Origin of the sequence: Achromobacter sp. B7 (genome assembly GCF_003600685.1) — a bacterium.
GTDB classification, from domain to species: domain Bacteria; phylum Pseudomonadota; class Gammaproteobacteria; order Burkholderiales; family Burkholderiaceae_B; genus Achromobacter; species Achromobacter spanius_B.
In genome coordinates, this window is the sequence record NZ_CP032084.1 from 4,446,031 (window position 1) to 4,458,776 (window position 12,746).

General features: G+C 65.3%; 11 protein-coding genes. 6 read left to right on the plus strand and 5 right to left on the minus strand.

Annotated features, from left to right (window positions below; translation table 11 throughout):
* Positions 1-272 precede the first annotated feature (272 nt).
* On the minus strand, positions 273-1,274 hold the full coding sequence (locus tag DVB37_RS20035; RefSeq protein WP_046807273.1) for an ABC transporter substrate-binding protein: 1,002 nt from the start codon (positions 1,272-1,274) through the stop codon (positions 273-275).
* Between the two features lie 503 nt (positions 1,275-1,777).
* The gene (locus DVB37_RS20040; RefSeq protein WP_120156560.1) at positions 1,778-3,052 is read right to left on the minus strand and encodes a class I SAM-dependent methyltransferase; all 1,275 of its coding nucleotides are present in this window, start codon (positions 3,050-3,052) and stop codon (positions 1,778-1,780) included.
* Between the two features lie 206 nt (positions 3,053-3,258).
* On the opposite strand from DVB37_RS20040, the gene DVB37_RS20045 reads away from it, so the two are divergent.
* The 6 genes from DVB37_RS20045 to DVB37_RS20070 all read left to right on the plus strand — a co-directional run bounded on the left by DVB37_RS20045 (position 3,259) and on the right by DVB37_RS20070 (position 9,198).
* Positions 3,259-4,407: a Bcr/CflA family multidrug efflux MFS transporter gene (locus tag DVB37_RS20045; RefSeq protein WP_046807272.1), complete on the plus strand. Its 1,149-nt coding sequence runs from the start codon at positions 3,259-3,261 to the stop codon at positions 4,405-4,407.
* Between the two features lie 337 nt (positions 4,408-4,744).
* Positions 4,745-4,981 carry a 50S ribosomal protein L28 gene (gene rpmB / locus DVB37_RS20050; RefSeq protein WP_006385639.1) on the plus strand — a complete coding sequence of 79 codons (237 nt, stop codon included), beginning with the start codon at positions 4,745-4,747 and terminating at the stop codon, positions 4,979-4,981.
* A 37-nt stretch (positions 4,982-5,018) separates the two neighbouring features.
* Positions 5,019-5,186 (plus strand): 50S ribosomal protein L33, encoded by a 168-nt coding sequence (rpmG, locus tag DVB37_RS20055; protein WP_003810296.1) that lies wholly within the window; start codon positions 5,019-5,021, stop codon positions 5,184-5,186.
* A 147-nt stretch (positions 5,187-5,333) separates the two neighbouring features.
* Positions 5,334-6,563: an ABC transporter substrate-binding protein gene (locus DVB37_RS20060; RefSeq protein ID WP_120157585.1), complete on the plus strand. Its 1,230-nt coding sequence runs from the start codon at positions 5,334-5,336 to the stop codon at positions 6,561-6,563.
* A complete protein-coding gene (locus DVB37_RS20065; RefSeq protein WP_120156561.1) occupies positions 6,563-8,440 on the plus strand; it encodes an ABC transporter permease in 1,878 nt (625 codons plus the stop codon). The genes DVB37_RS20060 and DVB37_RS20065 overlap by 1 nt, the downstream gene beginning before the upstream one ends.
* A complete protein-coding gene (locus DVB37_RS20070; RefSeq protein ID WP_120156562.1) occupies positions 8,437-9,198 on the plus strand; it encodes an ABC transporter ATP-binding protein in 762 nt (253 codons plus the stop codon). Before DVB37_RS20065 ends, DVB37_RS20070 begins: the two co-directional genes overlap by 4 nt.
* Here the strand turns inward: DVB37_RS20070 and DVB37_RS20075 are convergent.
* From DVB37_RS20075 to DVB37_RS20085, 3 genes are all read right to left on the minus strand, one after another.
* Positions 9,174-10,979, minus strand: coding sequence for a SulP family inorganic anion transporter (locus tag DVB37_RS20075; RefSeq protein ID WP_120156563.1), 1,806 nt, complete (start codon positions 10,977-10,979; stop codon positions 9,174-9,176). The genes DVB37_RS20070 and DVB37_RS20075 overlap by 25 nt on opposite strands.
* 205 nt (positions 10,980-11,184) lie before the next feature.
* The gene (locus tag DVB37_RS20080; protein ID WP_120156564.1) at positions 11,185-12,057 is read right to left on the minus strand and encodes a phosphonopyruvate hydrolase; all 873 of its coding nucleotides are present in this window, start codon (positions 12,055-12,057) and stop codon (positions 11,185-11,187) included.
* 115 nt (positions 12,058-12,172) lie between these two features.
* Positions 12,173-12,721, minus strand: coding sequence for a hemerythrin domain-containing protein (locus DVB37_RS20085; RefSeq protein ID WP_120156565.1), 549 nt, complete (start codon positions 12,719-12,721; stop codon positions 12,173-12,175).
* Positions 12,722-12,746: the final 25 nt, after the last annotated feature.

Genomic DNA, 12,746 nt, shown 5'->3' on the forward strand with positions numbered 1-12,746 from the left:
GTGGCCACCACGCATTCCGGATTCCGGAGGGGCATGCGGCCGGGGCGCTTTCTTGACGAAAGCGGGCCACAAAGCAGGCCATAAAGCAGGCCACTAAACGGGCCACAAAGCGGGCCACATACGGTGCAACGCCTTTTGCTGGCGGCGGGGTAACAAACGCCCGGCCAGCGGCCATCTCAGGGGAAAAAGCCCGATGCAAAGACCGCAACGGGCTTTTTCCCTTAAGGCGGCCGGCCCGCGCCATGACAGCGCTAGGCCGACTTCCAATACGGTTACAGCGCGCTTTGGACGCGCGTGGCGACGTCGGCGGGAACCCACTTGGTCCAGACGTCGGGCTTGTTCTTCAAGAACCACTTGGCCACGGCGTTCGATTCGTCACCGGACTCTTCCATGTGGGCCAGGGTTTCGTTGATGACCGGCAGCGGCACCGACACCTTGGACAGGAACTCGGTCAGCGTGGGCGCTTCTTCCGAGAACTTGGTGTTCACCGCCGTGAAGACGGGGTTGTCCGGGTAGGCGCTGGGCTCGGGCTTGGCGCACTTGGTCGACGTCAGGCACTTGTGCTTTTCGGCATCGTAAGGCGGCATGTCGAGCTTGACCAGATCCATCGCGCCCACCAGCGGCGTGGGGGACCAGTAATAGAACACCACGTTCTGCTTGCGCTTGTAAGCCGACATCAGCGCGGCTTTCTGCGCGGCGCCCGTGCCGGGCGAGTACAGGGTGTAGGTATCGTCCAGCTTCAAGGCGTGGAACAGGTTGTTGCTGGTGACTTCGCAACCCCAGCCCGCCGGGCAGCCGTAGAAACGGCCCTTGCCGGGTTCTTCCGGATCCTTGAATTCGTCCTTGAACTTGGGCAGGTCGGCGGCGGACTTCAGTTCGGGCAGGCGTTCAGCGGTGTAACGCGGGATGTACCAGCCTTCGGCGCCCATGTACAAGTCGCCGATGCGCTTGACCTTGCCGGTCTTTTGCGCGCGGTCCCAGGGGTCCGCCACGCTGTTCAGCCAGATTTCGGTATTGATGTCCAGATCGCCGCGCTCCAGCGCGGCCAGGGCAGGCAGCGTTTCCGTCGGCAGGGTTTCGGTCTTGCAACCGTAGCCCTTTTCCATGATGAAACGTTCGACATCGACCAGAACCAGGTTGGATTCCCAGTTCATGGCGCCGAAATTGACCGGGCGCTTGATTTCACACTGCGGAGCGTCGGCGGCTTGGGCCGCGCCGGCAAATGCAAACATAACGGCCGCGGCGGCCAGGGTCTTGACAGGGGTAAAACGCATTGGCTTTTTGCCTCCATAGGTTCAAGGACACACGCCGGGTCTGGCCCGGAAGTGCCGTGGAGCTAAGGGGGTTGTGCGGAAGACGGGCAGAACCGCCAATACAAACCGACACTAGCGACAAGAACAACCGCAAAGGCGCGGGTTCTTGCAAGACAGGAGTTTCAAAAACATGGTTTTTGAAAACCCACAGAAATTGAACAAAACTGAACGAAGAAGGCAGCATCTTAAACGAAATTGCTGCGCTGCCCAAGTGCAAGCCTGAATAAGTCAGATACATTCCCGGCCGAAAAGCTACGGGATTACCCTTGTCGATCAGGGGCGGTTTGTGAATTTCCCCTGGGGAATATTGGTATCAAATAGCCGATACATTCAGTTAATATTTTAATCTTATCAGTACATACAACGCGTTCCAGCGGCCTGAAAAGCGCGTTCCGGTCCGCGGTCGAAGGCTTTTTATTGTCCTTTTTCAGCTTGTATTCAGCGGGCAGTCAACGACCGACTGGTCAGCGGGCCGGACTTTCGGAGTCGCCATACATGTAGTCGCGACGCCATGGGTAGGCCAGGTCGCCCGGGTTGTCCAATTCGTCGGCGCGGCCCACGGCAGGCGTCTGGCCCAGGATCTGATGCAGCGCGATCCAGCCGTGCTCGAACGCCATGGCGCAGCCCGCCAGGTACAGGCGGTAGGCACGTAGCGACCGGGCGCCCTCTTCCCCGTGCAGCACCTGCGCCGCTTCGGGCAGCCGGGCTTCCAGCGCATCGCTCCAGGCCCACAGCGTGCGGGCGTAATGCGGGCGCAGGTTTTCAACGTCCACCTCTTCCAGGCCGCCATTGGTCATCGCCTGCATGACCACGCTGATGTGCGTCAGCTCACCGCCCGGAAAGATGTACTTTTCGATGAACTCGCCCATGCCGTTGCCCAGTTCGGCGTTGTAGACGCCCGCCGCGGTGATGCCATGGTTCATGATCAAGCCGCCGGGACGCAACAGACGGCGCAGCTTGGCGAAATAGCCGTCCAGTTGCGCGCGGCCCACGTGCTCGAACATGCCCACCGACGCAATCTTGTCGAAAGGGGCGGTTTCATCCAGCTTGCGGTAGTCCAGCAGCGACATGCGGACCCGGCCCGACAGGCCCTTTTCCTCGATCAGCTTTGTCACATAGGCGTGCTGGTTGCGCGACAGCGTGATGCCGGTGGCGTCCACGCCATAGTGCTCGGCGGCCCACAACAGCAACCCGCCCCAGCCCGCGCCCACATCCAGAAAGCGTTCGCCCGGGCGCAGCCGCAGTTTGCGGCAGATGTGATCCAGCTTTGCCTCCTGGGCCTGTGCCAGCGTCATGTCCGGCGTGCGGAAATAGGCGCAGGAATACACGCGGCGCGGGTCCAGCCACAGCGCATAGAAGTCATCCGACAGGTCGTAGTGGAATTCGATCTGCTTGGCGTCGCGCTCGATGGAATGGCGCCACACCGACATCACGCGGCGCACCAGTTCGGTCAACCAGCCGCCGCGCGCGGCCTCCACGGGCGAGCCCGGCAGCAACGCCGAGGCGGCCGCCATGACGTCGCGCATATTGCCTTCGATATCGATGCGCCCTTCCACGTAGTCCTGCCCCAGCACGCCGACGGCGCCTTCGGCCAGGTGCACCAGCGCGGCCTTGTCGTGCGTGACGAATCGCACGCGCGGATCGGGCGGCCCGACCACCGCGCCATCGGGCAGCACCAGTTGCACCGGCACCGGCAGGGCTTGAAGTTTGCGTTCCACGACAGACAGCAAAGGATTCACGGCATCTCCACTGAACACGACAGGTCGTCGGCGACTTTATCGGAAAAGCGGTGACATTTCCCTGTCAGGTGGCGCGTGATAAAGTCGCTGGCTTGGCGCTGAACGGACGGGTAACCGAGACGCGCGCCCTGTCCCTGCGTTTTACCGCGATCACCATGTCCCCATCATCTGTTTCCCGCAGCGGCCTGCCCGGCTGGCTCATTCTCATGGGCGCGCTGACCGCGATCGGTCCGTTCGCCATCGATATGTATTTGCCGGCGTTCCCGACCATCGCGGCAAACCTGGGCGTGCCGCGCGGCGATGTCGAACGCACGCTGGCCGCCTACCTGATCGGCCTGGCGCTGGCGCAGGTGTTCTACGGCCCGATGGCCGACCGCTTCGGCCGCAAGCCGCCGCTGATGGTAGGCCTGGCGCTGTTCATGATTGCCTCGCTGGGCTGCGCGCTGTCCGGCTCGGTTGAAGCGCTGACCGGCTGGCGCGTGGTGCAGGCCATGGGCGGCGCGGCCGGTATCGTGATCCCGCGCGCCGTCATTCGCGACCACTACGAAACCCACGAAGCCGCGCGCGCGATGTCGCTGCTGATGCTGATCATGGGGCTGGCCCCGATTCTTGCACCGCTGGCGGGCGGGCAGTTGCTGGCCATCGCGTCCTGGCGCAGCCTGTTCTGGATCATGCTGGCTGGCGGCGCAATGCTGATGGTGGCCGTGGCCCGCATCATGAAGGAATCGCTGGCGCCCGAACGCGTGGTGCCACTGCGCTGGAGCACCATCTTGCGCAACTATCGCGACCTGTTCCGGCATCGTGGCTTCATGGCGCACAGCCTGGCGGGCGGTTTCGGTCAGGCCGGCATGTTTGCCTACATCATTGGATCGCCGCGTGTCTTTATCGAGCTCTACGGCGTGCAGCCGCAGTACTACGGGCTGCTGTTCGGCACGAATGCGCTGTCGCTGATCGTTTGTTCGCAGATCAGCGCGCGACTGCTGCGCACCTATCAGCCCCGCCAGTTGCAGCGTTACGCGCTGACGTCGCTGGCCATTGCCAGCCTGGTCGCGGTGGGCTTGACGCTGGCCGGTTGGATGACGTTGCCTCTCTTGATGGTGTGCTTGATCTGCTACATGGGCAGCCAGGGCTTCGTGAACCCGAATTCGGCCGCGCTGGCGCTGTCGGACCAAGGCAAGCGCCTGGGCGCGGCGTCGGCGCTATTGGGGACGCTGCAATTGTCCTGCGGCGCGTTGGCCGGCTTTGCCGTCAGCGCCTGGCAGACCGACAGCGCCCTGCCCCTGACCACCACGCTGGCCACGTGCGCGTGCCTGTCCTGGATCTCGGGGCGTGTGGCGCGTTCGCACACCGCCTGACGCACTGCCGCTTGATCTGCCTGCGTTTTTCGTATTAGAATCTACGTCTTCACATGAAGTTTCCCGTGCGGGACTACTATGCTTTGTAGTTCAGCACTCTGACCCCAACCGCGCATTTCGGTACTTTGGCAACAACCCAGGTACACGGCGGATGGCAGGCAGCGGGTATAAGCACGGGGCAGGTTCCACTTGCCCCTCATCCACTAAGACTGGGTGGCCGGCAGCGCAACACAGTGCGCACCAAAAGTGCACTACAGCGCACTACAGCCCGGCGGCTAAAACCCTGTCTACCTCCCCCAAGCGATGCGCGACAAGAACGACATAAAGAGGTGCATCCATGGCACGCGTATGCCAAGTGACCGGCAAAGGCCCGATGGTGGGCAACAATGTTTCGCACGCGAACAACAAGACCAAGCGTCGCTTCCTGCCCAACCTGCAATCGCGCCGGTTCTGGGTTGAAAGCGAAAACCGCTGGGTTCGCCTGCGTGTTTCGGCCAAGGCCATCCGCACGATCGACAAGAACGGCATCGACGCCGTGCTGGCCGAAATGCGTGCCCGCGGCGAACTGGCCTAATCGGCCTCCCCGCCAATCTACATACTAGGAGCACGACATGGCCAAAGGTATCCGCGAAAAGATCAAGCTCGAGTCGACTGCCGGCACGGGTCATTTCTACACGACGACCAAGAACAAGCGCAACATGCCCGAGAAGATGCTGATCAAGAAATTTGATCCGGTCGCTCGCAAGCACGTTGACTACAAGGAAACCAAGCTGAAGTAATTCAGCCGGTTTTCCAGGTAGTGAAAAGCCCCGCCTCGCGGGGCTTTTTTTGTTGGCGCGGAGCGTTTTTTATTATTGCCGCGCGGCAAAGGGGCGTGCTTCAATTGGCCGCTACCCTGCCCCGACCCCTTGCCTGCGATGACCGCCATGCTTCGTCCCTGCCTTACTTTGCTGCGCCGCGCGCTCGCGCCCGCACTCCTGGCCCTGGCACTGACGCCTGTTGGCGCCGCCACCACCAAGGACAAGGAACCGCCCATACGCATCGGCGAGATCAACAGCTACAAGGCCATTCCCGCCTTTCTTGGCCCCTACAAAAAGGGCTGGCAATTGGCGGTGGAAGAGGTCAACGCCGGTGGTGGCGTGTTGGGCCGGAAGCTGGAAGTGATTTCGCGCGATGACAACGGCAACCCGGGCGATTCGGTACGCGCCGCCCAGGAGCTCATTGCCCGCGAAAAAGTAGAGCTGATCTTCGGCGGCTTTCTGTCCAACACCGGCCTGGCGCTGACCGACTTCGCCAAGCAGCAGCAGGTGTTTTTCCTGGCCGCCGAGCCGCTGACCGACAAGATCACCTGGCAAGAGGGCAACCGCTACACCTGGCGCCTGCGCCCGTCCACCTGGATGCACGTGGCGGCGCTTGCGCCCAAGGCCCTGGCCTTGCGCAAGAAGCGCTGGGCCATCGTCTACCCCAATTACGAATACGGGCAGTCCGCCGTGGCCACCTTCAAGGCCATGATGAAGTCGTTCCAGTCGGATGTGGAATTCGTGGCGGAACAGGCCGTGCCGCTGGGCAAGGTAGACGCGGGCGCCGTGGTGCAGGCCCTGGCCGACGCCAAGCCCGATGCCATCTTTAACGTGCTGTTCGCCGCCGACCTGACGCGGTTTGTGCGCGAGGGCAACACGCGCGGCTTGTTCGAGAACATGCCGGTGGTGTCCGTGCTGTCGGGCGAACCGGAATACCTGGAACCGCTGGGCGCCGACACGCCCAGCGGCTGGATCGTGACCGGCTACCCCTGGTACGCCATCGACACCCCCGCCAATACCGCCTTCGTGGACGCCTACAAGAAGCGCTACAACGAAACGCCCAAGGTGGGCTCGGTGGTGGGCTATGCGTCCCTGATGTCGATCGCCCAGGGGCTGAAAGCCGCCGGCGCCGTGGATACGGAAAAGCTGGTGGACGCGTTTGGCGGCCTCAAGGTGGACACACCCTACGGCCCGATCCAATACCGCAAGATCGACCACCAATCGACGATGGGCGTCTACGTGGGCGTCACGGCGGTGGAAGACGGCAAGGGCGTCATGAAAGACTTCGCCTACATCGACGGCGCGCGCTTGCAGCCGCCCGATGAGCAGGTGCGCAAGATGCGTCCCGCCAACTGATGAGCCTGTCGGGGCTGCTGTCGCAGCTGCTTAACGGCCTGGCGGACGCCAGCGCCTTGTTCCTGGTGGCCGCGGGCTTATCGCTGATCTTCGGCGTGACCCGCGTGGTGAATTTCGCCCACGGCTCGTTCTACATGCTGGGCGTGTACCTGGCCTGGACCTTCACCAACTGGTTCGGCACCGGCCCCGCTTATTGGCTGGGCTTGCTGCTGGCCGCGCTGGTGACCGGGCTGGTCGGCCTGGCCGCCGAATGGTTGGTGCTGAAGCGGCTGTACCGCGCGCCCGAACTGTTTCAACTACTGGCCACCTTTGCACTGGTGCTGATCATCGGTGATGCGGCACTGGCCATCTGGGGCCCCGAGGACCTGTTCGCCGCGCGCGCGCCGGGCCTGTCCGGCGCCGTGCAGATTCTGGGCCGGCGCTATCCGCAATATGACCTGCTGCTGATCGCCGCCGGCCCCGTCGTGCTGGGGCTGCTGTGGCTGCTGCTGATGCGCACGCGCTGGGGCCGTTTGCTGCGCGCCGCCTCCGAAAACCGCAACATGCTGGCCGCCCTGGGCGTGAACCAGGCGTGGCTGTTTACGTCGGCCTTCACGCTGGGGGCGTTTCTGGCCGGGCTGGGCGGCGCGCTGGCCGCACCGCGCGTGCCGGCCACGCTGGGCCTGGACCTGGAAATCATCGCCAGCGCTTTTGTCGTGGTGGTGGTGGGCGGGCTGGGCTCCATTCCCGGCGCGTTCCTGGCCGCGGTGCTGATCTGCTCGGTCAAGGCTGTCTTCGTATTCCTGGGCCAGGTCGCCATCGGCCCCTGGGTGTTCAACCTGTCCAAACTGACCTTGCTGGCGGAATTTGCCGTGATGGCGGTCGTGCTGGTGGTGCGCCCCTGGGGATTGCTGGGCCAGCCGCCTGCCCCCGCGTCGCACGCCGGCGCGCCGGAACGGCCCATTACCCCCGCCGGCCCGCGTACGCGCTACGCCTATGGCGCGCTGCTGGTGCTGCTGGCCCTGGTGCCCGTCGCCACGCTGCAATGGCCGTATCTGGGCATCCTGATGACCGAGATCCTGATCGCCGCCCTGTTCGCCGCCAGCCTGCATTTTCTGACCGGCCTGGCGGGCATGACGTCGTTCGGCCACGCTGCCTGGTTTGGCCTGGGCGCGTATGGGGCCGCCCTGCTGCTGAAGCTGGCCGCCATCCCCATGGAAGCCGCGCTGTTGCTGGGCCCCTTCGCCGCGGCGTTCGGGGCGCTGCTGTTCGGCTGGTTCTGCGTGCGCCTGTCCGGCGTGTATCTGGCCATGTTGACGCTGGCCGTGGCGCAGATTCTGTGGGCAATGGCCTATCAGTGGGACGACGTCACCGGTGGCAGCAACGGCCTGATCGGGCTATGGCCGTCGGCGTGGCTGTCGCAAGGCCCGTGGTTCTATTACGTGACGCTGGCGCTGTGCGCGGCAGGCATCGCGTGGCTGCGCCGGCTGGCGTTTGCGCCGCTGGGCTACGCGCTGCGCGGCGTGCGCGATTCGCCGCTGCGCGCCGAGGCGCTGGGCATGGACACCCGCCGCGTGCAGTGGGCGGGCTTTGTCGCGGCGTCCTTCGCGGCGGGGCTGGCCGGGTCGTTGTACGCCTTTTCCAAGGGCAGCATCGCACCGGACGTGCTGGCGGTCAGCCGGTCGGTAGACGGGCTGGTGATGGTGTTGCTGGGCGGCCTGCAAACGCTGGCGGGGCCGCTGGTTGGCGCGGCCGCCTACACCTGGCTGCAAGACGTTGCCGCGCGCAGCACCGAGTACTGGCACGCGGTGCTGGGCCTGGCCATCCTGGTGCTGGTCATGGCATTTCCCGATGGCCTGGCGGGCGCCGCCGCGCGCCTGAACCGGAGGCGCGCATGACCTCGCCCACCTCCCCCTTGTTGCAGGTGCAGGGCCTGCGCAAGTCCTTTGGCGGAATCGATGCCTTGGCGGGCGTGTCGTTCACGCTGGACGCCGGTCAGATGCTGGCGCTGATCGGGCCAAACGGCGCGGGCAAGTCCACCTGCTTTAACGCGCTGGGCGGCCAGTTGCGGCCCGATGCCGGATCCGTGCGGCTGGGTGGCCGCGAGCTGGTCGGCTTGTCGGCGGGCAGGATCTGCCAGCTGGGCGTGGGCCGCACCTTCCAGACCGCAGCCACGTTTCGTTCGATGACGGTGTGCGAAAACGTGCAGACCGCGCTGCTGGCGCGCGACCGCCTGCTGTTTCGCGCCTGGCGCCGCGCCGGCCGCCACGCGCTGGACGAGGCCATGAGCCTGCTGGCGCAGGTCCACATGGCGGACAAGGCCCACGCGCATTGCGGCACGCTGGCCTATGGCGACGTCAAGCGGGTGGAGCTTGCCATGGCCTTGGCGCACCGACCACGGCTGCTGCTGATGGATGAACCCACCGCGGGCATGGCCACCAACGAGCGGCACGCCCTGATGCAGCTGACGCGCCAGTTGGCCGACAGCCGGCGCATCGCCGTGCTGTTCACGGAACACAGCCTGGACGTGGTGTTCAAACACGCGGACCGCATCGCGGTACTGGTGCGCGGGGCTCTGCTGGCCGAAGGCGCCCCCGCCGTCATCGCGGCGGATGAGCGCGTGCGGGCCGCCTACCTGGGTACGGAAACACCCTGATCCGGCGAGGCTTGCGCGGGGGTCTGGCATTCCCAGAATATCCGCGCCTGGCAGCCCGCACAGATACCGCGATCCAGCCTGGCGTAGATGTCGCGCAGCGCGGTCGCCTTGTCGGGGTAGATATGGTCCGCCCCCAACCGATCCAGGAATCCCGTGCGGCGCCACATGTCCAGCACTTCGGGCCGGGGGCGGTGGAAATACAGGTCGCCGCCCATCGCGCGCCGCGCAACAAGTTCGTCTTCCCATACCTCGGCGCCGGCCAGATCGATGAAGTTCATGCTCTTGGCCATCACCAGCAGATGGCGCGGCGCATCGGGCGCTTCGCGCAGCTCGTGCAGCCGCTGCGCCACGTGCGCCGCCGCGCCGAAGTAGATGGACCCTTCCATGCGCAGCAACTTCAGCTGCGGGCATTCCGGCAGCGCGTCGGCTTGGTGTGCCAGCACCACGAAGCGCCGATCCGGCCCGCGTGAATCAAAGCCCATCGTGCGCATGGCGGGGCGCGAGGTGCGGTGCAGGTAGGCCATCAGCGACAGCACGGTGCCCAGCAGAATGGCCACTTCCATGCGGATCGTGACGGTGGCGGCCAGCGTGGCGGCGGCAATGGCGCATTCGCCTGGCTGCATCCGGATCAGCTGGCGCCAACGCGGGATGTCCAGCAACGTCCATGCCACCAGCAACAACAGCCCCGAGATGGCGGCGTTGGGAATCATGGCCAGCAGCGGGGCGGACAGGGCCACCAGCACCACCAGCAACACCGCCGAAAATACCGCCGCCAGCGGCGTCTTGGCGCCCGCTTCGAAATTGGGAATCGACCGGTTCAACGAACCGCAGGACAAGTAGCAGGAAAAGAAGCCGCCCACGATGTTCGACAGCCCCTGCCCCACGAATTCGCGGTTGGCGTCGATACGCTGACCCGACCGGGTGGCCACCGCCTTGGCAATGGATATCGATTGCGCCAGGGCCACGATGGTCAGCGCGAAGGCCAGGCTCATCAGGTCGGGCAAGGCGCGCCAGTCCACGCTGGGCACGTGGAACGGCGGCCACGGCTGCGCGATGGCGCCCACCACCGATACCGCATCCCCACCCGCCTTGGCCACCCACGAATTGAACGCCGCTGCCGCCACAGAACCGGCCACCAGGCCCAGCAACATGTAGGGCTTGCGCTTGTCCAGCCGCCGCACCAGCAGCGCCACGCCCAGCGTGGTCAGCGTGACCAGGACGGCGCCGGGATGCACTTGATCCAGATGCGTGCCCACACTGACAAGCAAGGCGCCCGCCCCGTGCGACGCGGGCGACGGCACACCCAGCCCGTCTTTCAAGGCATGCACGGCGATCAGCAGCGCGGCACCGCTGGTGAAACCGAACAGCGCCGACGGCGAAATGAAATGTGCCAACGACCCCAGGCGCAGCGCGCCCACCAGCCACTGCATCACCCCCACCAGCACCGTGACGGCCAGCGCCAGTTCGATATAGCCGGGGCTGCCCGCGACCGCCAGCGGTGTCAGCACCGCGAACAAGGCCAGCGAATTGGCATTGGTCGGACCCGACATCACGTGGCGGCTCGACCCGAACAAGGCCGCGACGATACAGGGCACGATCGCCGAATACAGCCCGTATTCAGCAGGCAACCCGGCCAGTGTGGCGAAGGCGACGCCTTGCGGCAGCACCAGCAGCGCGCCCAGCAGGCCGGCGAACAGGTCCGCCCGCAACGTGACGCGGCTGACCTCGTTCACCCATGAACCGAACAGGCGGCTCGCCAGTTTGCTTGCCGCTTGCGTCATCGTGTCGCCTGCTCCATCGTGCCTCCGGGGCGCCAAAAGCCGTCTAGCGTAATCCCTCGCTGGGGTGCGCGCAACGGCCTATGCGTGCAAAAGAGGCATGCGGGAGATTGCCGCGGATAGGTGGCTTTGGTGGGGTGGCTTTGGTGGGGTGGCCTCGGATGGGGCGCTACAACATGCATGGTCAGCGTTGACGCCTGGGGGCGGACTACTTCAGATATCGCTGCTCAAGTTCGCGCATGGCGGCATCGCCCTGCAACGCGATGATGTCCTTGACCGAAGGCAGATCGGCATCCACGGCGTGTATGCCGCCGTCGCGCCGGATGCGCGCGAACACATCGCGCATGGCGCCCACCGCCGCGCGGATGGCATGGTTGCCGTAGATCACCAAGCCCACCTTGCCCAACGCCTGGATGTCGGCTTCGCGCAGTTGCGGATATGCGGTCGGCACCAGCACCAGCGGCACGCGGCCGGGCCAGGCGGCTATGAACGCCAGGACCTCGTCGGGCGTGCTTTGCTTGGAATGAATCAGGATGGCGTCGGCGCCCGCGGCCTCGTAGGCCAGGGCGCGGGACAGCGCTTCCTGCTGGCCCAAGCCGGCGATCAGCGCCTCGGTGCGGGCGATGACGCAAAAATCCGCGTCCCGCCGCGCGGCGCAGGCGGCCTCGATCTTGCCCTGGAATTCTTCTGTCCGAACCAGTTCCTGCCTGCCGCCGGCGCGCAAGCTGGTGTCCTTGGGAAACGTCTTGTCTTCCATCACCACGGCCGACACGCCCGCCGCTTCGTACTGCGGCACCATATACGACACGTTGATCGCGTTGCCAAAACCGGTGTCGATGTCGGCAATGACGGGCACGTCCACCGTCGCGGCGATGGCGCGCATCATGTCCAGATGCACGGACGAGGAAAGAATGCTGGCGTCGGGCACCGCGTAGCTGGCGGACAACTCAAAGCCGCTGCCCCAGATGGCGTCAAAGCCGGCGTCGGCGGCCAGCCGCGCCGCCATCGGGTTGTGCGCCGACATGGCGTGCATCAATGCGGAATCTTGCAGTTTCTGGCGAAAACGAAGGTTGCGGTTCATGGCATGGCGTCGTCAGGGCGGCGCCCAGCGCGCCGGTTTGACGCATCGTAGCGTCATTTTTCTGAACGGCGATTCAGGGCGCAAGGGCTGAAAGACAGTCGAACCCCGTCGCCGCTCAGCCCGCGTCGCCGCCCCGGCGCACCGCCATGGCGTGCCCGATGGCGGCCAGCGCCTCGTCCGAAACCAGCCGCGACGCCATCGGCAGCAACTCGTCTTCCTCGCGCTGGATATGCGCGGCATAGGCCTGCGTGAATTCGCGGACCTGCTCCGCCGGCAAGATCGCCGGCAGGCCCGCCGCGATATCGGATAAGGCCTGGCGCAGCGGCGCCCAGAACGTCGCCAGGCGGCGATGGTCGTCCATCAGGCCCGCTACCAACGCATGCAGGCAGCCCGCATCCGAACCCGCCATGGAATCGATCAAGGCGGGGAACAGGTCTTCTTCTTCGTCTTCGTGATGGTGCACCGCCGCAGTGTCGAAATACCGGCGCACGCTGGCGGCGGCGGTTTGCGCGGCCTCGTCGCTGCCGTGCACGGGCAGGTGCGCGGCCAGCCGTTCAAGCGTGGCGCACTGGCGGGCGATGCGTCCGTGGCAGGCGGACAGCAGGGCCAATGGGTCATCCGATCCGGGCGCGGGCGCCGGGCCTGCGGGAATGCTCACCACCATCGCACACCTCCTGCATGTTGCTGCG

What these genes read in the sequence shown, in the direction of transcription:
- DVB37_RS20035 (WP_046807273.1), bottom strand. Translation starts at nt 1,274, where the DNA reads ATGCGTTTTACCCCTGTCAAGACCCTGGCCGCCGCGGCCGTTATGTTT.
- DVB37_RS20045 (WP_046807272.1), top strand. Translation starts at nt 3,259, where the DNA reads ATGGGCGCGCTGACCGCGATCGGTCCGTTCGCCATCGATATGTATTTG.
- rpmB (WP_006385639.1), top strand. Translation starts at nt 4,745, where the DNA reads ATGGCACGCGTATGCCAAGTGACCGGCAAAGGCCCGATGGTGGGCAAC.
- rpmG (WP_003810296.1), top strand. Translation starts at nt 5,019, where the DNA reads ATGGCCAAAGGTATCCGCGAAAAGATCAAGCTCGAGTCGACTGCCGGC.
- DVB37_RS20060 (WP_120157585.1), top strand. Translation starts at nt 5,334, where the DNA reads ATGCTTCGTCCCTGCCTTACTTTGCTGCGCCGCGCGCTCGCGCCCGCA.
- DVB37_RS20065 (WP_120156561.1), top strand. Translation starts at nt 6,563, where the DNA reads ATGAGCCTGTCGGGGCTGCTGTCGCAGCTGCTTAACGGCCTGGCGGAC.
- DVB37_RS20070 (WP_120156562.1), top strand. Translation starts at nt 8,437, where the DNA reads ATGACCTCGCCCACCTCCCCCTTGTTGCAGGTGCAGGGCCTGCGCAAG.
- DVB37_RS20075 (WP_120156563.1), bottom strand. Translation starts at nt 10,979, where the DNA reads ATGACGCAAGCGGCAAGCAAACTGGCGAGCCGCCTGTTCGGTTCATGG.
- DVB37_RS20080 (WP_120156564.1), bottom strand. Translation starts at nt 12,057, where the DNA reads ATGAACCGCAACCTTCGTTTTCGCCAGAAACTGCAAGATTCCGCATTG.
- DVB37_RS20085 (WP_120156565.1), bottom strand. Translation starts at nt 12,721, where the DNA reads ATGGTGGTGAGCATTCCCGCAGGCCCGGCGCCCGCGCCCGGATCGGAT.